Origin of the sequence: Clostridium estertheticum, assembly GCF_011065935.2 — a bacterium.
Taxonomy (GTDB): domain Bacteria; phylum Bacillota; class Clostridia; order Clostridiales; family Clostridiaceae; genus Clostridium_AD; species Clostridium_AD estertheticum_A.
Map to the genome: position 1 here is coordinate 2,771,803 of NZ_JAAMNH020000001.1, position 19,857 is coordinate 2,791,659.

Sequence of the window (19,857 nt, forward strand, 5' to 3'; positions counted from 1 at the left end):
TGGGGTGACTTAAATTTATTGTTTTGAATATAATAAATACCCCCTAAAAATTATATATATTATGTATAGTATATGATATAAAGGGGTAAGTGATATAGGCATCTCGAAATAGTTTAAAAAGGGTGTTCTTAAATCATGTAAGATGTATAAAAATAATGTATAATAGGTTTAAATATAATATATAGAATGAGAAGGAGATAATTATGGATATTGAAATAAAAGAAATGTTAATACAAATGCAAAAGGATATTAAAGACATCAGTGTTAGGGTTAAAAACATTGAAACCAATCAAGTGAATGTGTCAAATGCTGAACATAAGAATTGGCATATGTTAGCAGATAAGCTAGGGCAATATGATTTAATATTACATAAACTTTATGGGAAAAAGGGTTCTGAAAAAGAATAATAGTCAATTGGAAAAATAATGGGGTGAAATTTAAAAACAAAAAAGAGGATGCCAATAAGGTATCCTCTTATTGTTTTTGTGTGACTATAAGTTGTAGCTATTTTGTAACCAAATATTCTCTAAATTTTAACTATTTCAATAAGTAAATGAGATACTATTAGTATATAAAACAATTAGTTTAAATGGAGGAATAATTATGATAAATAAATTTTATACGCTATCAACTATACTTTTAAGCTCACTGATTATTGCAGGAACTACAATAAGTGCCCAAGGTATTACAACATCTAAACTGGCAAACTATAAAATAGGTTCACCTATATCAATACCTGAACTAAAATTAAGTAAAAACACTTATGTTTCAGATTATAAATATGTTGATATAACTGGTGATAATATAAAAGACAATGTAATTTTAACAGGAACAAAAACAAATAAGGCTGATATATATTTTGAGAACTTAAATATAATAGTTCAAAATGGAAAAACTAAAAAATTTATTAAATCATCCTTAGGAAAAGACAGTGCTGGATATCAGCCTACAATATTTTTAGGCGATTTTAATGGGGATAAAAAACCTGATATATTCATAAAAATGCCAACTGGTGGAAGTGGTGGATTTACCGACTATTCCATTATTAAGCTTAAGGGAAATAACCTAAGTGTGCTTTGGGATAGCAAAAAAAATGACGGTGAAATAGACCTAATAGGTAAATTTGAAGATAACTTTATGGTAAGTTTAAGTAGTAAGAAATTAAATAAAACTTTTGAAATTGATTTATCAGCTAATAAGGTTCAATATATAGACTCGAATATATATGATAAAGATGGTAAATTGAAAGAAAATATTGAGCCATGGATGGGAGGATTGGGTGAACTAACCCCAATAGACACAGATAAAAATGGAACATATGAGTTAATTGCTTCTCAACGCATAGTGGGAACATGTAATGCGGATACACTTGGATATTTACAATCACGGTGGAAATGGGATGGCAAAAATATAAAACTAGATGTTGATAAAGTAAGTATAAAACATATTTTTACTCAAACTGAGGCCGATGTTAATGGCGATGGAATAAAAGAGTTTATTAGCTTAACAGGAACCTCTGACCTTAGTTTATCAGGTTTATATGTAGAGAATATAAGTATTGATGTTTATGATTCTAAAACTAATAAGGTTAAGCAAGTCCCTGTTAGCAAAAACAATTCTGGATATACGCCAACATTGTTTGTAGCTGATTTAAACAATGATAAAGCTGAGGAATTACTTATTAGCATACCAAGTGGCGGGAGTGGTGGTATGAAATCCTATAGCTTAATATCACTAAAAGATAATAAAGTAATTAATTTATTTGACACAGAGAAGTTTAGCTATGGTTTAGAATATGATGTTCAATTTAAAGATGGTTTTAAAGTTGATGTTAATGTTAAAGATAGTAATAAAACATATTCATTAGACATAAGTAGTACGAAAGATGCTTATATAAATTTAAATGTATACAATAGTGATGGGAAACTTATGGAAAACGCTTCTGGCATGAGAAATCCATTAAGTAATGTTGAAGTTAAAGCTGTTGATGGTAAATATCAACTAATAAGTTCTCAAAGAGTAATTGGAACAAGCAATGCTGAAACCCTTGGATATGTACAAGGAACATGGGATATACAACAAGATGGAATTAAACTTGTTAATGTTGAAGTTGTAAATCCTTAAGTATATATGAAAGATTACCTATAGCATTTGTGAAAACAGGTTATTTAGAAAAAGTTTCAATGAATGCAAGAATAATTCAAGTGATACCAAAAAAGTTAGACCTTTCGTCCTATAGTAGGATGAAAGGTTTTTTGCATGAAATTAATTTACAATTAGATGAAAATAGCATTATAATTATAAGTGAGTTAGATTTATAAATGTACAAGTTAAAAAGCTTTTGAACGTATATATGCGCGGGAGGGATATCAATGAAGGATTTAAAAAATCTAAATAAAAAAAGAATAGATATTGATGAAATACAACAATATCTTAATATAAAAGATTATATAGAACTGGTAAATGTAGTAACAAATTTATTAATAATGAAGCAATAATACCTATAAAAAGCAGCAAGTTAAATGGTAAGAAGCCAGCTTTATATAATAGATATACCATTGTAGGAGAGAATGAAGATAATACTAAGTATACACAGGAGTTATCCTATGGTATTAACATTCAGTTAGATAAAACCTATTACTTGAAAAATATTGATAAATATAAAGAAGACAGGAAATTTATTCTTTCTTTGAGTAAATTTCTTGATAAAAGGTTAAATTTACTTAATACACAAGTAGCAGCTAATGAAAGAAGTTTTCAAATTTGGGAAAGAGAAAAGTTCCTTAACAGAGAAGGTGGAAAAAGGATACTGAAAAATCTTAACTTATCCTGAAAGTTCAACTAAAAAAGAGGAAATAATTACTAAGAGCAAAAAGTTATATGAAGATAAATCTATTGAGGTTAAGGCTCGAGAAAGAGAAAAAGATGATATTTCAAAAGAAATAAGTAATATCAATAATGAAATATCCAATATGAAAAATGAGAAAAACAAGCTACTTAAAGAAATAGAAAATAGAAAGAATATTATAAGATATATAGATGTAGATGAGAGCAAGCTTTTTGATAAAGAATATATAATAAATGAGTTTAATAGTAAAATTAGAATTTTAAAAGAAGAAGAAAATAAATTTATTATTAAATTAAATAAGTTGCAACAAGATGAGAAAAAACTTCAAACAGGAAGAACACTAGAGATTCCAAGGGACATGGAAGAAAAGCTTCGCTTGCGAGATATAAATATAATATATGGTATGGATTGGCTTAAGAAAAATAATTACAGTGAAGTGGAAAATATAAAATTCATAGAGGATAATCCATTTCTACCCTATTCCCTAATTATGGATCCAGAGGATTTAATAAAGCTTCAAAAGGAAGAGCTAGGAGTGTTTACCTCCTATCCTATTCCTATAGTGAAAAGGGAGAGCTTAACTAATAAATCTAGTGGAAAAGTTAATAGTTTATGCAACCTAGAGGATATCACATTTTATGTATCCTTTAACAATGGGCTTATAAATGAAGAAGAGCTAAAGAAATTATTGTGTGAAAAACAAGGTGAAATAACTTCATTAAAGGAGGCTTTAGTCCGAAAAGTAAGTGATATTGAGTTTTATGAAAGAAATAGAAGTGAAGTTCAATTTTCTGTATTAGATAAAGAAACTTACGAGAACTTAGAAAAACATTTGATTTTAAAGGAAGAAGAATTAATATCAAAGGAAAACAGGTTTAATATTATTCGCGATACCATAGTAGATATTAATAAAACTATAGAAAAAACAAACAAAATAATAAGAACAGAAGAAAATGAATTACAGAATCTAAAAAGGGAAATAGAAGATTTTAATTCACTTCTAAAAAGCTATGAAAAATATACTTTTGATAAGAAAAAGCTAGATGATCTTTCTGAAAATATAACGCAGCTTGCTAGTGATAAAAACACTAAAGAAAAGAATAAAATGGGCTTAGAAACCTCATTGTCAAATCTAAAAGATGGATTTAGAGATCTAAATGGAAAGCTTAAAAAAATTAATGATAATTTCAATAAGTACAATCAATATAATCAAGGCGAAATTTTGCAAAAGGATATAGAAGACTTAGAAGCTAGATATGATAGCTTAACTAAGGAAATTTCCACAGATATTCAGCTTTTAGAAGATAGCCTCAAAGATGCAAATGAAAGATTTAGGCTAAAAGAAGAAGATTTAATAGCTAAAGGTAGTGAATATTGTTTAAATGAAATTCAATATAGGGAAGCAACCTATGATAGATTTAAAGAAGAAGAAATAAAAGGCCAGTTAAAGAATCTTAAAGGTGCTATAGCTAAAATCAATAATAACATAAATGAGTTACAAATAGCTATTGCAAAAGTTGATACCAATATAGAAAATCTTTATAAAAGAATAAGAGATGATTTTAATAAAGAAACTCCGTAAGCAAGAGAAGAAATATTGGATAGAGATTTTAATAAAAGAACCTTTGAGAAAAGTCACCAATTAGAAGAAGTTAAAAAGGGAAAATTATTATCAGTAAACACTATAGAAAAACTTGAAAACAATTTATCTAATTTAGAAGAGTTTAAGGATTTCGTTATAACTCAATAGCTTATAATAGATGTTGAAATTCAAGGGCTTAACAAATATAGCGGAGAGCTTAGGCGTGATTATAGACAGTCATTAGATGAAGACGCAAAGAAAAGTCTTGCATTAAGTAATGAAATAAATAGAGTATCAAGAAAACCATTATTTTTAAATGATGATTTCTTTAAAAAGTCCTTAGAAACTATTGAAAGAAGTATAGATAAGCCAGATATTGTAATAGAAAACTTAAACTCCTCAATAAAAATAAAAGATAAATATGTAAAGATGTAAGTATAAAGCTTCCAGAGTGGGAGTCAAACAGTGAACTTTATAGATTAAGAGTTAATGATTTTTTAGAAACTCTTACTATAAAAGCCCTTGAAAGACTTCAAAGCAATGAAAATATAGAAGACTTAATATCTAAGAGTATTAATACCCGTGATCTTTACAATGAAGTTGTATCTATAAGCAATATAGAGGTTAAATTGTATAAAATAGAAGAGGATAGACAAATTCAATTATGTTGGAACGAAATTGCACTAAATTCAGGGGGAGAAGGCTTCCTTTCAGCCTTTGTAATATTGTCAAGCCTGCTATCATACATGAGACGCGACGAAACAGATATATTTGCAAGCAATGAAGATGGAAAAGTTCTCATAATGGATAATCCATTTGCTCAAACTAATGCAGAGCACTTATTAAAACCTCTTATGGATATAGCTAAGAAAAGTAACACGCAGCTTATTTGTTTGTCTGGACTCGGAGGAGAATCTGTATTAAATAGATTTGACAATATATATGTGCTGGATTTAATACCATCAAAGCTTAAAAGTGGGTTGAAATATTTAAAATCAAAGCATATAAAAGGCGAAGAATATATAGAAACTATTGTTGCTTCAAGATTTAAATTAGAAGAAGAAGTAGCCGTTGATCAAATGGAACTTTTTTAAAGTTTATATATGAAATTTCTTATTGACAATAATAATAGCAACCAATATAATGTAACAAATGGAAAATTTATAAATACTATGAAGAGAAGAGTAAGTTTTGGAAGAAGTTATAGCGAGCCAATGATGGTGTGAGATTGGTATGGAAACCTTAACCGAAAAACATCTCGGAGTATCCAGCTGAAAGCAATGCTCTAAAAAGCAAGTAGGTGGGGACGGTATCACACCGTTATAAGTGAGCAGTATCGAATATTGTTCCGTACTGCACAGTGAGTGATTATTTTTATAATAATTTAGGTGGTACCACGGAAGTTAAACCTTTCGTCCTATAGTAGGATGAAAGGTTTTTTTGTATTGAATGAAATTATAAGAGGAGGAATTGTAATGGATAGCATAATGAAATTAAAAAAAGGAGATTTGATTGGTGTATTTTCACCATCATCACCTATAACTTACACTTGTCCTAAAAGATTTGAAAGATCAAAAAAGTATTTAGAAAACAAGGGGTTTAAAATAGTTGAAGGAAAATTAACGGGAAAATGTGATTGTTATAGAGCAGGAAATATTAAAGAAAGGGCAGATGAATTAAACAGTCTAATTAGAAATGCAGATATAAAATGCATTATGGCTACTATAGGAGGTATGAATTCAAATTCAATTCTTCCATATATAGATTATGAAGCATTTAAAAGAAATCCTAAAATAATAATAGGATATTCAGATGTTACTGCAATTTTACTTGGCATATATGCAAAAACAGGAATAAATACTTATTACGGACCTGCACTGGTAGCATCCTTTGGAGAATTGTCTCCTTTTGTTGATTGGACTTATAACTATTTTAAAGAAATTACTGTAGATGAAATAAAATTTCCTTATGCTTTAGAGATTCCTGAGTATTGGACAGATGAATGTATTAATTGGGAAACACAAGATAGAAGTAAAGAAAAAATAGAAAACCAATGGATTACGGTTTATGAGGGTACTGTCAAGGGGAGAGTAATTGGCGGTAATTTAAATACAATACAAGGTATATGGGGTAGTGAATATATGCCAGCAATAGAAGATGGGGATATACTTTTTATAGAGGATTCATTAAAAGATGCAGCAACAATAGAAAGAAGTTTTTCCTTTTTAGAAGTAAACGGTATTTTTGATAAAATATCTGGAATAATTCTTGGTAAGCATGAATTATTTGATGAATTGAAAACGGGTAGAAAACCATATGAAATTCTTTTAGAAGTATTAGGTGATAGAAAAATACCATTTATTGCAGATTTTGATTGTTGCCACACACACCCCATGATAACTTTACCCATAGGATGTGAAATAGAGCTTGATGCCACAAATAAAAAAGTAACTATTATTGGTGAATGGTAAAAATGATATTTAAATACTTAGATAAATAGAAGGTTAGGGGGAATTTAGAATGAGTGATATAGTTAAAGGATATTATGATGAAAATGCACAATATGAATGGGAGAGATTAGGCAATCCATATACAAAAGTGGAGTTTCTAAGTACACTTTATCTTATAAATAAGTACTTTCCTAAAAATGGAAAGCTTTGTGATATAGGATGTGGACCAGGCAGATATTCTATTGAAATGCTTAAAAAGGGTTATGATGTAACTTTATTCGAGTTATCAAGTGAAGAGCTTAAAATTGCTGAGGAAAAGATTAAATTAGAAGGATTAAAAGCAGAGGAGTTTATTTGTGACACAGCATTAAATATTCATAGATTAGAAGATAAGAAGTTTAATGGAATGCTCCTAATGGGACCAATGTATCATCTTTATAAAAAAGAAGATAGATTAAGGGTTTTAAAGGAAGCTAAAAAGAAATTAACTGATGATGGAGTAGCATTGATTTCCTACATTAACTCAATAGGAGTTTTGAAAGCGGGTCTTACTGAATTCTATGAGACCTTTGAGGAAATTGACAATGTATATAACTATTTAGGAGAACAAGTATTTGATGAAACTAAAAGCTTTACAGAGGTGTATTTTACAACTCCAGAGGCTGCATTAGGAGAATTAGAAGAAGCTGGTTTTGAAATCATAAGCTATGGTGGAGCAGAAAGCTTCTTAAGTGGACTTCATCTTCCACTTAAGAAGGTTTATGAAGAAAATAGGACAGTTTATGATAATTTCGTTAAAGTTGCTGTAGAGAAATGTGAACTTCCACAATATAGAGATGCCACGGAACATTTAAATATAGTAGTTAGGATTTAAAGTTAGTACAGAGAAGCTCTTGATTTTCAGGGGCTTATTTTTCTTTAAGGATTTATAAGAAAATTAGAATACAATAATGAGTCTGAAATAAAAAGAAAAATATTCCAATAAAGTGTTGACAATTTTATTGGAAAGGCATACTATGTTATTAAATGATATATCTATAAATGATATATCTATAAATGATATAGTGTTAAATAATATATATAATAACAATATAAGGGAGTGAAGAGGTGGCTAGAGGAAAAGCTTTAGATGAGGATATACTGACGGATTCAACCTATTACATTTTACTCACACTAGTAAAACCTATGCATGGATATGGAATAATGCAGGAAATTAATGAATTTCCAAAAAGTGAAATGGTAATAGGTCCAGCAAGTCTTTATACAATTATAAAGAAGCTACAAAGTGCAGATTTGATTCTATTAGTGGAAGATGATGAAGAGATACGGAAAACATATACACTAACTTTAAAGGGAAAAGAAATATTGAAAAAAGACATTAAGAGAAGAATAATTATGGTAAGACAAGGAGAGGAAGCTTTAAAATATTTAGAGGAGGAAGATATCAATGGAAAAGAAAAATAGGTATATAATGAATATGGGGCTAGCTTTTGATGAAGATAGAGCTATGAAAAAACTGTGCCTAATGGCTAAAGAGGGTTGGATTCTTGAAAAAATGTCATTATTCAGATATAAATTAGCAAAGAGTCAACCAAAAGAAATAGTTTACTCCATGGATTATAAAAAGCTGGGCCAAAATACTGATGAATATTTTGAATTATTTCAAAGAAGTGGATGGGAGCACATGTGTTCTTATGGCGATTTTCATTTCTTTACAGCCCCACCAGAAACTATTCCAATATATACTGAAAAAGAGAACTATCTAAGCAAGTATGAAAGTTCAAAACAAAGCTATAAACAAACGGCTATTATATCTGTTGTATTGCTTATTATTGTAAACATGATTGAATTTGTATTAGGAAGTAGAATTGAAGGACCAATTATAAGAAATATATTGGTTGTCATAGGAACTATTCTAGTAGCCATTGCAGTGCCTTCACTTATGGTAAGTGTTGCATATTATATAAAAGAAAAAAGGATTTTAAAGAATGGTAGCAAAATAAATCAATAATTACAAAATAGAATATAAAGAACGTTTTTTTACTGGTTTTTAAGGGTTTATTTGTCCAAGTAAAGGAAAGTTCTTTTATTTTTTTAAATAGTAATGTATCATAAATATAATATGCATGATGTTAATGCTACTAATGGAATTTCATAAAAGTATAAAAAATAATCAAGAAGATAGGTGAATTAAAATTATGTTTATGTATGTGTTCTCTATTGTACTAATAATAGTTTCAAATATTTTATATAATGTATGTCAAAAATCAACACCACAGAATGTTAATCCCTTTTCAGCACTCCTCACAACATATTTGACTGCAGCGACTTTAACCCTCATTGCAGCTCAGTTTTATAAAAGTGATAAGGGCTTCATTCAGTCCTTTAGTAAATTAAATTGGACAAGTATAGTACTAGGGGTTTCAATTGTTGGGCTGGAATTTGGCTATCTACTTGCATATAGAGCAGGGTGGAATATAAGTTTAGGGTCTTTAGTAGCAAATATTATTCTTGCAGTTATGCTCATACCCATAGGAATATTCTTTTTTAAAGAGGGATTTGAGCCTCATAAAATACTAGGAGTGGCATTTTGTATAGTTGGTCTTATAATTATAAATAAATAATAAAAATTAAATAATAAATAAATATAGTGAACTTTTTAATAAACTTTTCCGTTAAAGCATTGCTAGGGGTGATTATTATTGGATGAATTAGAGCTTATTTATAAAGCTAAGGATGGAAATAAAAGTGCACTAAATTCACTTTTAAAAGATAATTTTAATATTTTAAAAGGGTACACTGTTAAAATGGTAGGAGACCCACACTTAGCACAGGATATTATTCAAGATACAATGCTTAAAGCTGTAATTAATATAAATAAATTTGAGCCTAGAGCAAAATTTTCTACTTGGTTAATAAAAATAGCTATCAATGTTTACAGAGATTATTTAAGAAAGAATAAATCTTATCAATTAGTAGATGAGAATTTATTCCACAAGAGTGAACAAGTAGAGGACATTGTAATGTCAAATTACGAATATAAAGAGATAATGAAAATAATTTTAAAGTTACCTTATGAGAAAAGGGCTGTATTTATTTTAAAACATTATTATGGTTACAAATATGAGGAAATATCAGAAATTATAGGCTGTCCCATTGGAACAGTTCGGTCAAGGCTTCATAATGCAATAAAATATATAATAAGTGAAATTGAGAGAAAGGAGATTGTATGAATGAAGGATTCTGATAAAATTAAAAACTCTATAATTGATGAATTCTACAATGAAGCACAGGGAGAAGTTGATAAAAATACAGAGTATAGTGACGAATATAGAGAGTTTAAAAGTAAACTAAATGCTACCCGTGAGAAAATGAATGTGGTAAATAAAGATATATTCGATTTTGATATTGATACCTTAAGCATAATTGAGCAAGGTGAGTATATAAGAGAAAACAGTAAGAATAAAAAAGAATTCATTCTTTTTATATTATCCTCTACTATAATTCTTTCTTTATGTGCCATAGCCATCCTGAAAATGGGTCCTAAGTTGCTTATTATTTCACAGATTATTATTGTTACTCTTGCTCCTTGGATAATAATACCTGTAATAGCAATTAAAAAAAGGGGAAGTGAAGTTTAATGGACTTTTCAAATGATTCACTAATTATAGCACTAGCCATATTCATTCCTATCGTATTAATTCAAGGAGCTTGGGTGTTTTATGATGCAAGAAGGCGTAAAGAAAAATATTATTGGCTTTGGGGTATATTTGCACTGATGAATACGCCAGGAAATCTTCTTGTATATTTATTGGTAACACGAGTAATATTAAATAATAAAAACAAAGGTAGCAGCAATTTATAGCAGCTATCTTTGTTTTATTCTATAGGGAATTATAAAATTTATTTAGAATTTCTAAGGGAAAAGAATTGTTTTGATTAACATTATTTTTTAAAAATAAAATGAACTTTTTTATCCGAATTGCGTTAAAGCTATGAAAATATAAAAAGGAAGATAAGAATTGATATTTGTTATCTTTCTCAAAAAATAGAAGGAGGACTAATATATGTTTGAAGGAATGGCGCTAGCAGAGATAGTAAAATTACTTGCACCTATAATTATATTGGAGGTAGGTCTTGTGGTTTTCTGCTTATATAGATTAACTCAGGATAGAGTGAGATTCTTACCTAAGTGGGGTTGGGCTTTAATAATACTTTTTATTCAATTAATAGGTGGCATAACTTTTTTATTAATTGGAAGAGAGCGTGATTAAGATGCTTAAGGTAGTAAACATTAAGAAAAAATATGGAGAGTTTGAAGTTTTAAAGGATATATCCTTTGAAATAAAAAAAGGAACTATATACGGATTTCTAGGGCCTAATGGATCAGGAAAATCAACAACCATGAATATACTTTCAGGGTTAATTGATTTTAATGGTGGAGAGATATATTTAGGTGGAGAAAATTTTAAAAAAAACAAAAGAAGATTATTAAAAAAGGTGGGATACCTTCCACAAGATCCTGTGTTTTATAATTACATGAATGCAAATGAATATCTGCACTTTATTGGTGAGATATCTAATATGACAGAGAAAAATATAAGGGAGAGAACTATAGAGATTTTAGAGATTGTAAAGCTTACTGAACCCGCAAAGAGAAAAATAGGACAATATTCAGGTGGAATGAAGCAACGGCTAGGAATTGCAGTGGCATTATTTAATAAACCAGAAATAGTTTTTTTAGATGAACCCACCTCTGCGTTAGACCCTGAGGGAAGAATGGAAATATTAGAGTTTATAAAAAAATTGAAGTCAGAAGGAACCACTGTTTTTATGTCCACTCATATTTTGAGTGATATAGAAAGGGTTTGTGACCATGTAAGTATTTTAGATAAAGGGAAAATACTAGTATCTGATAATTTAGAGAATTTAAAGAATAAGTATATTCAACCTATATTTGATATTGAGTTTGAAAAACCTTGTGCAAAATTGGACAGTATTCTTTTAAACTTTAGATGGGTAGAAAGTGTTTTAATAAGGGAAAATAAGGCTTCTATTTATGTGAATAATTTAGAAATTGCTAAATCTGAACTTTTAAAATTTCTTGTACAGGGAGAAAATACTATTTTATCTTATGAACTTAGAAAAAGTAATCTTGAAGATATTTTTATAAGGCTGGTGAATGAAAATGAGAACCTTTAAGGCTTATTTTAAAAAAGAAATAATGGAATCCAAAAGACAATACAAATATATAATCCTTGCGGTAGGAATAATTGCATTTGCTATAATAAACCCATTTATGTTAAAGCTACTTCCTAAAATATTGGGGCAACAGTTAAAAGGAGATTTAAGTTCGTTTTTTATTGCAACACCTAAAAGTGCAATTAATGAATACATTAAGAGTCTTTTTCAAATTGGAACCTTATTCATTATATTTACATTGGGAAGTAATTTAAATGAGGAAATAAATGAAGAAAAATTCGTGTTCCCATATTCTAAGGGAAGTGTGCCAGTGGGCATAGTTCTGGCTAAAATAATTCATTATACTATTGTGGTAACCTTACTCACCTTCATAGGATTTTTAACTTGTGCTTATTATGGAAGCATTTTGCTTAAGGGAGAAATGGTCCCACTATCAGGTATTATGAGTTCAGCTCTTTTAATGTGCGTCTATTATTTTTTTAATATTGCATTAGTAACACTTTTTAGTAGCTTTGTGAAAAAAGGTGTAACAGCAGGATTTATAACTGTTATGATAACTTTCACAAGTGCTGCATTTGTAAATTTAAATACTATTGGAAAGTTTATGCCGTACAAGTTAGTTGAGGGCGCAAATCTATTTACACTAGAAAATTATTCTTATTCTATAGCATTTTCAATTATATGTAGCATACTCTTTATAATAGCTACTATTTTTAACATGAACAAGGTTGAGGTAATATAATTACAGTTTTTAAACAAACACAAATAAGGTTTATTTTACCAAAATTTCATAAAATATTGACATTAATGTAAATATTAATTATAATATTTATATAGAACCTAGTGCATTAAAAGTAGAGCAAAGAGAATACCTATTAATAATTGTTATGTTACCTAAAACAAAGAGGATATCAAAACAAGGGGGTATATATTATGCCAGATAAGGGTAAAAGTAAGGGTACTACAACTAAGAACACTGGTAAAAAAGGTGAGAAAAAAGAACAAAAAAACAAAGGACCTAAGAAGTAAAAAAAATTCCTGAGCTCAAAGAGTTCAGGTTTTTTTATAATTACCAAAAAGGGGGCGGTATTCATGAGCACTAGTATGTTAAAAATTATAGCATGTTTATTAATGTTAATAGACCATATGGGAGCAGCACTTTTCCCAGAGGCTATAATTATGAGAATGATAGGAAGATTGTCATTCCCTATATTTGCTTATTTAATTGCTATAGGATATTCTAAAACAAATTCATTTTCTAAATATTTATACAGATTGTTACTATTTGCAGCTGTATCTCAAATACCATTTTCATTAGCCTTTAGTGAAGAGATTAGTGTACATAGTTTTTCGGATTTTCTAAGATTTTTTGTAGGGAGTCCATCTCCATATTTAAATATCTTCTTTACTTTAGCAATTGGATTAATAGCAATACGTGCATGGGATAAAGGAGAATCTACAATTGGGAAAATAGTAGCTGCCTTAGCATTAGGTATAACCGCTCAAGTTTTTAGTACAGATTATGGAATCTATGGAGTTGCTATGATTCTTGCATTCTATATTTTTAGAGATAACAAAATTAAAACAGTTATATCTCAAACCTCTGTATTTATATTATTTTATGCATCACAAATTTTACTAGCTATCTCAAGATATCCTGGTATATCAATTAAGCTTATTTGGTTTAATCAAGCATTATCGATACTCGCATTAGTTTTTATATTTAGCTATAACGGTAAGAAGGGTAAAAATTTAAAATACTTATTTTATGCTTTTTATCCAGTACATTTATTAGTAATAGGATTAATAAAAATTTTCATGTAGTTTATTATTTTAGTATTAAAAAAGTAAGTATAACTTAAATTAACGTTATACTTACTTTCTTTGTTTTAGTGCAATAGAGATATTATTTTAGTTGTTACATTCCCGGCAACATCTACAGCTTTAACTTCAATATAATTCATTCCTGCATTAAGGTTTACTTCGGCTACAAAGTTAGCAGTTTTATCATATATATCTGAAGTTGTTGGTATTTCATTTCCATTTACAAATAATTTAAATCCATAATTATTATCTGAAACTTCACAATTAATTTTAAAGGTCTCAACATTTTTGGCCAGGGCTATTACTTTATCGTTGTCAGATATATCAGTATTTTTAATAGTTAGCTTAGGTGCAATTAAATCGCAATAAAGGCTTAATGCATAGGCAAGGTTTTTACCTTTATCATCTGTAGCGGAAACTAACACTTTGTTTTGTCCATCTATTAAGTTTATTTTCTTAGCAAAGGTTAAATTTGAGTTTATCGTAACTTCTTCACCCTGTATTTTAAAAGATTTAACGCTAGTGGATAGGTCCCCACCTAAAAGTGCAAAGGGGGTATTGTAGAAGCTACCTTCTCTTTTGATACCAGTAAAATTAATATAAAGCTTTTCGTTTTTAACAATTATGTTTGTGATTGCAGATTCTATAATATTATCGTTTATATCACATGCTTGTACTTCTATTTTATGTTTTCCAGGAGTTAGATTGTCAAAGTTATAGAATAATTCCATTATGTTTTCTGCTACAACCTTACCATCAACTATAATATTGAAATATCTCATATCTGAAATAAGTTTAAAATCTCCTGAATAAGCTAGCTTAAAATGACCAGAAGGTAATGCAATGTCTGATTTAGGAGAAGTAATTACAAGTGGTTGGGCTTCTATGATAGTTTCATATTTATAGGTATTTCCAGCATAATCGGTACAGTAAATTAACACATTATTTTTACCGCTTTCCAAGTCTAAATTGACAAAATAATCTCCATTAGCATCTTTAGGCAAAGCTAAAAAGGTACTTCCAGCCTTATCATTGCAATACTTTTCATTTAAAATTATTTGAAAATTTTTTATTCCAGATAAATTATCTGTTGCTTTAAACTTTAAAACATGTTTTCTTGAAGTAACAACACTTGGAGAAACCATTGATACGAGTGGCTTAGTTGAATCTACTTTAATTGGTAATTTCATTGTTTGATATTTAGAGTCAGCAGCCGAGTCAATTGAGGCTTTAATTTGAAAATAATATTGACCATCTTTAACTGTTTCATATTTCCCACTAGCAGGGTTGTAACTAGTTAAGTCCCATATCCAAGGTGATGATTCTTTATAGTTATCATCTTGGAGAACATCAATAGGATCTGGAGACCATAAGTCTTTATACAAATCTTTTTCTATTCCAAGACTACGCACTAGGGTTCCCTTTTCATCAACTATGTCAACTATCATAGTTTTTGCATTTCTAAGCAAAGCAATTTTAGGATATACACTTATTTTTCCATTTGCAGAGGTTGCCGCGATTCTGGTTTCATCAACGATGGGTAATAGTGTGTTTTTGTTTAGAGACACTACACCTAGAAGGGAATCAGATCCATTTTCGTTCAGTTGATAAAATGCAGTTTCTCCTAAATATGAACTACTATCCCAAAGAGGTTTATCCATTATTAAGGATTCGTTCCATTCGCCATAGAAACCCATATATGGAACTCCTAGTGATTGTCCCTCTTCTGATGTAGCTTCAAAGGTTAAAAAGCCTTCCAAGAAGATTCCTTTAGGAGTAGTTTTTGGTATATTTAATGTTACATTTATATTTACTATAGAGCCAGCAGGTACAATTACCTTATCCTTGTCGAAGGAAACAGTCGCTCCTTCTAAAATTAGATCTCTTGCTTCATCACTTTTATCGGAAAGAACAAGATTTGAAGTTTTAATGGAATAGGTTTCTTCTTTAACTCCATAGTTTTTAAATGTTAAAGTGAATTGTTTTGTAAGTTCATTAATTTGCTTTAATGCAACGGTAGCATTACCATTTTTATCTACAACAGTTACATTAGATTTAGCCGCCGAAGCTGCATCTACAAGTCCGGCACCTTGTCTCCTTGGAGAAAATGGGATTAATGAATCGCCTGATGATGCATCTATTTGTGGTTTTGCAGTATTTATCACAAGTTGTTTTGCAAGTTCAGCTTTTTCTTTTGGTGTTAAGTTATCTAATTTTAATTCTTTCATATGTTGCAATACTAAGGTCATAATACCGGAAATATGAGGTGAAGCCATAGAAGTTCCTGAAATATATTTATATTCATTATTATTGACAGTGGAGAGTATGTCTCCTCCAGGAGCAGTTACTTCAGGTTTAAATTCTAAATCAGAGGTAGGACCCCAGGATGTAAAGTCAGACATTTGTCCTTTAGTAGGATTCTCTATATTGACTTTTTTATCTGGAAATTTAATTTTTGCACCACTTTTTATGGCATTTTGTATGCTAGTTCCATCTTTGTTAGTTACGAATATAGATGGAATTTTAACATTAGCATCAGAAGCCATACTAATAAATCCACTTTCACCATCACGATTATATATAATAGCGGCTATTGCTCCTGCAGCTTGCACATTTAATTTCTTTTCTATAAAAGTAATATCACCCCTTTTAATTAAGGCTACTTTCCCTTTTAAATCAATATCTTTAATATCATCAGGAGTTCCAAGGTTACAATCAACTATTGAATATTCACCTTTTAATATTCCAATTGGCGCAATTTCTGATGGAGAATATGCAACATCTTTATATTCACTACCTACACGATAAGTTAGTGCTGGGGTTATAAGCATACTATTTTGAATAGAAGCCACACTGAGGGCCTCTTTTGCTACACTTGGAGCACCAACGACGGATGTATCCACTATGTCTTCAACTTTTTCAGGAGAAGTTGAGTATGAAGAGTTCCCCGCAGATACAACCACAACCACACCTTTTTCTTCAGCGTCCCTTATAGCCTTTTGAATAGGTGCACTATCTTCTACAAAACCTGAATCAGAGCCTAAACTCATATTTATTACATCAGCACCAAATTTTACAGAGTCCTCTATAGCTGCAACTACATCTTCATCATTGCAACTAGGGTAATCAGGGTCATTGGAGAATACCTTCATTGCAAGTAATTGTGCTTCTGGTGCAACGCCTTGGATGGCTTCAAATTTTGAAACCTCTGTAGAGGTTCCATTTGCAGCTACTATACCAGCTACATGCATTCCATGCATGCTACCTTCATCAATTATATTTTGATTTTTATCTGCATAATTATATCCATAGGGTACTTTGTCTGTGAAGTATTTTCCTTTTCCTTCTGGGTTTTTATTTTTCAGTTTTGCCTTTGAAGGATCTGTGAGTCTCATATCTTTATGATTATAATCAATACCACTATCGATTATAGATATTACCATTCCTTCTCCTTTGTATTTAGAAACCTGCCATTCTTTTAGTACATTAGTTAAATCCTTGGCTGAAGTCATAGTTTCGTTATAAGCAAGCTCCTTAGTTACTTCTTTTGCTGAAGTATTAAGAATTAAGAAATTGGAAGATAAAAGACTAATGGTAAGAATTAGGCTTAAAAGCTTATGTCTTTTCATAATTTCCCCCTTATTTTTTAAAATAATTCAAATAACATTATATCACATTAATGGTAATATATAAATATAAGGTTAGAAGATTACTCTCTACAAACTTTAGTGAGAATTTTAAAAAGTTATTATTTAAATGGTATAATGTGCTAAAATATTATAAAGGGGGCGCTATTTATTATGGAACAATTAGTGAAAGAAAAACTAGATAGGCTAATAGACTTATTTCAACAAGTGTCATCAGAATATAAATGGGAGCAGTCATTAACTAATCATTTTACAGCATTGACTTATACATTAAATAACAGAAATTTTGATAAAGAGAAGATTGAAGATGTGAGGTTGCATATTAAAAAAACTACGGGTGTATTCTCTAATTATCGGGGTACTTCTAAAATAATTTTATCAGCATTGCTAGCATGCCAATATGATAATCCAAAACAAGAATTTGATAAACTGCTTATTTATGATAAAAGGATGAAAGAGGCAGAATTTAAGAATAATATGTATTTACCCATAGCCAATTATGCTCTTTTAGCTACTTGTAGTGAGGAATTGGTGGATAAAAGAATAAATAAAGCCAAAGAAATTTATAATGAAATGAGAAGTAACCATCCATGGTTAACTGGTGGAGATGATTACCCACTTTCTATACTTTTAGCCAATTCAGATGACTCAGTTAATACTATTATAGAGAATATGGAAGAGTGTTATCAACTATTAAATGAAAATGGGTTTGGAAAAAATAACGGACTTCAATTCTTATCTCATATACTAGGATTTCGAAAAGAGGAGAATAAAGTTAAGGTCTTAAGATGTAGTGAAATATTTGATAAGTTAAAAGAGAATAAAATGAAGGTGTATTCTACTGGATATGCAGTAATAGGCTTCTTATCTATACTTGGGGAAAAAGGTTATGAGGCAGTAGATCAAGTTATCGAAGTTGTAAAAGTTCTAAAGTCTACTAAAAAATATAAATGGTTAACTAAAGAAACACATTTATATACAGCGGCTGCTTTGGTTAGTGATTTATATATTGAGAATATGAAAGAAAAAAAGGATCTTATTCAAACATCTATTGGAATTTCCATTGAAGCACTAATCGCAGCTCAAACTGTAGCTGTTATTGTAGCGGCTAGTAGCGCCGCAGCTTCGGCAGGAGCATCCGCTTCATCTTAATAATCAATATTTCTAAAAAAAGTTAAGAAAAGTATATATTATTAGAATTACTTAGCGAAGAGAAACGCAATTGTAATAATATATACTTTACTTTTATGTTGTTAATGTTTAGTAGGTAAGTCATCTAATGTTTTTAGTTGGTATCCTTGGCTTTCCCATTGCGCAATTACATCATCTAATATTTCAGCATTGGTTTTTGATACTGCGTGTAATAACATAATTCCACCATTGTGTGTTCTTTGCATAATGCGTTTTTTTGCACTTTCATGTGAGGGCTGTTTATCAGTAAGCCAATCCATATAAGCGAAACTCCAAAATATAGTTTTATACCCATAGTTTTGAGTATATTGTAAGGAGCGTTCACTATATTTGCCCATGGGAGGTCTAAAATATTTAGAAATTTTTTTGCCCGTAATATTTTCAAATGCCACTTCTACATCAGATAATTCACTATTGAATTTTTCTAAATCTATTATAGAAGCCATTGAAGGATGGCGAGCACTATGGTTGCACACTAGGTGTCCGTCTGAAACCATTCTTTTAATTAACTCTGGGTTAGAGGTAATATAGGGCTTTACAACGAAAAATGCAGCTTTCACATTATGTTTTTTTAAAACATCTAATATTGGAGCGGTATATCCAGCTTCATACCCTTCATCAAAAGTTAAATATAATATCTTTTTTGATGTATCTCCTAAATAATAGCACTCATAGTTTGATATAATGTTACTGGTTTCTTTAGGGCCTTGAGGTGGAGCATTGTCATTACGAGGCTGGAAATACCAATTATATTCTTTAGTACTTAGTCCATTGAGGGTTTTATTATTACTAAATACGTTTTTGAAAAAATTTATTTGGACAGGTGTTTTTGAATTACCCTTGTTATGACATTCAACACATTCAGTTTTAGAGTCCATAATTGACATACATTTTAATTCTTTGCTATAAACAGTAGTTGATAAACAGCTAACCGTAAGCATTGAAAAAATAATAATACTCAATAACTTTGATTTCACACTAATCACCCCTAGTTAATCCTATTTAGAAAAGTTTTTAAATTATTCTACAACTTAGTATGCTCCGTAGATGTATGTATATATACAAATAGCTAACTATGTATTATAGGTAATTTTAAAAAAAATTTCCAAAAAA

22 protein-coding genes and 1 other annotated feature are annotated in these 19,857 nt (G+C 29.7%); of the genes, 20 read left to right on the forward strand and 2 right to left on the reverse strand.

The annotated features are described in order from the left end of the window. Positions 1–203: 203 nt before the first annotated feature. The 19 genes from G9F72_RS13010 (at position 204) to G9F72_RS13095 (ending at position 13,906) form a co-directional block, all read left to right on the forward strand. Positions 204–407, forward strand: coding sequence for a hypothetical protein (locus G9F72_RS13010; RefSeq protein WP_164958710.1), 204 nt, complete (start codon positions 204–206; stop codon positions 405–407). A 196-nt stretch (positions 408–603) separates the two neighbouring features. Next, a complete protein-coding gene (locus G9F72_RS13015; protein ID WP_164958709.1) occupies positions 604–2,124 on the forward strand; it encodes a hypothetical protein in 1,521 nt (506 codons plus the stop codon). A 29-nt stretch (positions 2,125–2,153) separates the two neighbouring features. Then, positions 2,154–2,321, forward strand: a complete 168-nt coding sequence (locus G9F72_RS13020) for a hypothetical protein (protein WP_224676115.1) — start codon at positions 2,154–2,156, stop codon at positions 2,319–2,321. A 51-nt stretch (positions 2,322–2,372) separates the two neighbouring features. Beyond that, positions 2,373–2,498 carry a hypothetical protein gene (locus G9F72_RS27100; RefSeq protein WP_263486909.1) on the forward strand — a complete coding sequence of 42 codons (126 nt, stop codon included), beginning with the start codon at positions 2,373–2,375 and terminating at the stop codon, positions 2,496–2,498. 474 nt (positions 2,499–2,972) lie between these two features. After that, positions 2,973–4,430 carry a hypothetical protein gene (locus tag G9F72_RS13025; RefSeq protein ID WP_164958708.1) on the forward strand — a complete coding sequence of 486 codons (1,458 nt, stop codon included), beginning with the start codon at positions 2,973–2,975 and terminating at the stop codon, positions 4,428–4,430. Positions 4,431–4,445: 15 nt separating this feature from the next. Further along, entirely contained in the window at positions 4,446–4,598 is a 153-nt protein-coding gene (locus tag G9F72_RS13030) for a hypothetical protein (protein WP_164958707.1), read from the forward strand. Between the two features lie 461 nt (positions 4,599–5,059). Then, positions 5,060–5,524: a hypothetical protein gene (locus G9F72_RS13035; RefSeq protein ID WP_164958706.1), complete on the forward strand. Its 465-nt coding sequence runs from the start codon at positions 5,060–5,062 to the stop codon at positions 5,522–5,524. Between the two features lie 69 nt (positions 5,525–5,593). Continuing rightward, positions 5,594–5,853: a binding site (T-box leader), on the forward strand. Positions 5,854–5,905: 52 nt separating this feature from the next. Next, on the forward strand, positions 5,906–6,901 hold the full coding sequence (locus tag G9F72_RS13040) for a S66 peptidase family protein (protein ID WP_164958705.1): 996 nt from the start codon (positions 5,906–5,908) through the stop codon (positions 6,899–6,901). A gap of 49 nt (positions 6,902–6,950) precedes the next feature. Next, a complete protein-coding gene (locus tag G9F72_RS13045) occupies positions 6,951–7,754 on the forward strand; it encodes a class I SAM-dependent methyltransferase (RefSeq protein WP_164958704.1) in 804 nt (267 codons plus the stop codon). Positions 7,755–7,987: 233 nt separating this feature from the next. Next, a complete protein-coding gene (locus G9F72_RS13050; protein WP_202054880.1) occupies positions 7,988–8,344 on the forward strand; it encodes a PadR family transcriptional regulator in 357 nt (118 codons plus the stop codon). Next, a complete protein-coding gene (locus G9F72_RS13055) occupies positions 8,328–8,891 on the forward strand; it encodes a DUF2812 domain-containing protein (RefSeq protein ID WP_164958703.1) in 564 nt (187 codons plus the stop codon). Before G9F72_RS13050 ends, G9F72_RS13055 begins: the two co-directional genes overlap by 17 nt. 187 nt (positions 8,892–9,078) lie before the next feature. Further along, entirely contained in the window at positions 9,079–9,504 is a 426-nt protein-coding gene (locus tag G9F72_RS13060) for an EamA family transporter (RefSeq protein WP_164958702.1), read from the forward strand. A 78-nt stretch (positions 9,505–9,582) separates the two neighbouring features. Then, positions 9,583–10,113, forward strand: a complete 531-nt coding sequence (sigY, locus tag G9F72_RS13065; protein WP_164958701.1) for an RNA polymerase sigma factor SigY — start codon at positions 9,583–9,585, stop codon at positions 10,111–10,113. Then, positions 10,114–10,521: a hypothetical protein gene (locus G9F72_RS13070; RefSeq protein WP_164958700.1), complete on the forward strand. Its 408-nt coding sequence runs from the start codon at positions 10,114–10,116 to the stop codon at positions 10,519–10,521. Beyond that, entirely contained in the window at positions 10,521–10,745 is a 225-nt protein-coding gene (locus G9F72_RS13075; RefSeq protein ID WP_164958699.1) for a hypothetical protein, read from the forward strand. The genes G9F72_RS13070 and G9F72_RS13075 overlap by 1 nt, the downstream gene beginning before the upstream one ends. Before the next feature lie 202 nt (positions 10,746–10,947). Continuing rightward, positions 10,948–11,154 carry a PLDc N-terminal domain-containing protein gene (locus G9F72_RS13080; RefSeq protein ID WP_164958698.1) on the forward strand — a complete coding sequence of 69 codons (207 nt, stop codon included), beginning with the start codon at positions 10,948–10,950 and terminating at the stop codon, positions 11,152–11,154. Then, positions 11,135–12,082: an ATP-binding cassette domain-containing protein gene (locus G9F72_RS13085; protein WP_224676116.1), complete on the forward strand. Its 948-nt coding sequence runs from the start codon at positions 11,135–11,137 to the stop codon at positions 12,080–12,082. The genes G9F72_RS13080 and G9F72_RS13085 overlap by 20 nt, the downstream gene beginning before the upstream one ends. Next, on the forward strand, positions 12,069–12,824 hold the full coding sequence (locus G9F72_RS13090; protein ID WP_164958697.1) for an ABC transporter permease: 756 nt from the start codon (positions 12,069–12,071) through the stop codon (positions 12,822–12,824). The genes G9F72_RS13085 and G9F72_RS13090 overlap by 14 nt, the downstream gene beginning before the upstream one ends. Before the next feature lie 350 nt (positions 12,825–13,174). After that, positions 13,175–13,906: a TraX family protein gene (locus G9F72_RS13095; protein WP_164958696.1), complete on the forward strand. Its 732-nt coding sequence runs from the start codon at positions 13,175–13,177 to the stop codon at positions 13,904–13,906. 65 nt (positions 13,907–13,971) lie between these two features. On the opposite strand, the gene G9F72_RS13100 is transcribed toward G9F72_RS13095, so the two are convergent. Continuing rightward, positions 13,972–17,535, reverse strand: a complete 3,564-nt coding sequence (locus tag G9F72_RS13100) for a S8 family serine peptidase (protein ID WP_164958695.1) — start codon at positions 17,533–17,535, stop codon at positions 13,972–13,974. A gap of 171 nt (positions 17,536–17,706) precedes the next feature. Here G9F72_RS13100 and G9F72_RS13105 point away from each other — a divergent pair, with 171 nt between their 5' ends. Next, on the forward strand, positions 17,707–18,705 hold the full coding sequence (locus G9F72_RS13105; protein WP_164958694.1) for a DUF4003 family protein: 999 nt from the start codon (positions 17,707–17,709) through the stop codon (positions 18,703–18,705). A gap of 101 nt (positions 18,706–18,806) precedes the next feature. On the opposite strand, the gene pdaA is transcribed toward G9F72_RS13105, so the two are convergent. Further along, positions 18,807–19,721: a delta-lactam-biosynthetic de-N-acetylase gene (gene pdaA / locus G9F72_RS13110; RefSeq protein WP_224676117.1), complete on the reverse strand. Its 915-nt coding sequence runs from the start codon at positions 19,719–19,721 to the stop codon at positions 18,807–18,809. Between the last annotated feature and the right edge of the window lie 136 nt (positions 19,722–19,857).

What these genes read in the sequence shown, in the direction of transcription:
- G9F72_RS13080 (WP_164958698.1), top strand. Translation starts at nt 10,948, where the DNA reads ATGTTTGAAGGAATGGCGCTAGCAGAGATAGTAAAATTACTTGCACCT.
- G9F72_RS13015 (WP_164958709.1), top strand. Translation starts at nt 604, where the DNA reads ATGATAAATAAATTTTATACGCTATCAACTATACTTTTAAGCTCACTG.
- G9F72_RS13090 (WP_164958697.1), top strand. Translation starts at nt 12,069, where the DNA reads ATGAGAACCTTTAAGGCTTATTTTAAAAAAGAAATAATGGAATCCAAA.
- G9F72_RS13040 (WP_164958705.1), top strand. Translation starts at nt 5,906, where the DNA reads ATGGATAGCATAATGAAATTAAAAAAAGGAGATTTGATTGGTGTATTT.
- G9F72_RS13010 (WP_164958710.1), top strand. Translation starts at nt 204, where the DNA reads ATGGATATTGAAATAAAAGAAATGTTAATACAAATGCAAAAGGATATT.
- G9F72_RS13100 (WP_164958695.1), bottom strand. Translation starts at nt 17,535, where the DNA reads ATGAAAAGACATAAGCTTTTAAGCCTAATTCTTACCATTAGTCTTTTA.
- G9F72_RS27100 (WP_263486909.1), top strand. Translation starts at nt 2,373, where the DNA reads ATGAAGGATTTAAAAAATCTAAATAAAAAAAGAATAGATATTGATGAA.
- G9F72_RS13070 (WP_164958700.1), top strand. Translation starts at nt 10,114, where the DNA reads ATGAAGGATTCTGATAAAATTAAAAACTCTATAATTGATGAATTCTAC.
- G9F72_RS13095 (WP_164958696.1), top strand. Translation starts at nt 13,175, where the DNA reads ATGAGCACTAGTATGTTAAAAATTATAGCATGTTTATTAATGTTAATA.
- G9F72_RS13055 (WP_164958703.1), top strand. Translation starts at nt 8,328, where the DNA reads ATGGAAAAGAAAAATAGGTATATAATGAATATGGGGCTAGCTTTTGAT.
- G9F72_RS13060 (WP_164958702.1), top strand. Translation starts at nt 9,079, where the DNA reads ATGTTTATGTATGTGTTCTCTATTGTACTAATAATAGTTTCAAATATT.
- G9F72_RS13105 (WP_164958694.1), top strand. Translation starts at nt 17,707, where the DNA reads ATGGAACAATTAGTGAAAGAAAAACTAGATAGGCTAATAGACTTATTT.
- G9F72_RS13045 (WP_164958704.1), top strand. Translation starts at nt 6,951, where the DNA reads ATGAGTGATATAGTTAAAGGATATTATGATGAAAATGCACAATATGAA.
- G9F72_RS13025 (WP_164958708.1), top strand. Translation starts at nt 2,973, where the DNA reads ATGAAAAATGAGAAAAACAAGCTACTTAAAGAAATAGAAAATAGAAAG.
- G9F72_RS13075 (WP_164958699.1), top strand. Translation starts at nt 10,521, where the DNA reads ATGGACTTTTCAAATGATTCACTAATTATAGCACTAGCCATATTCATT.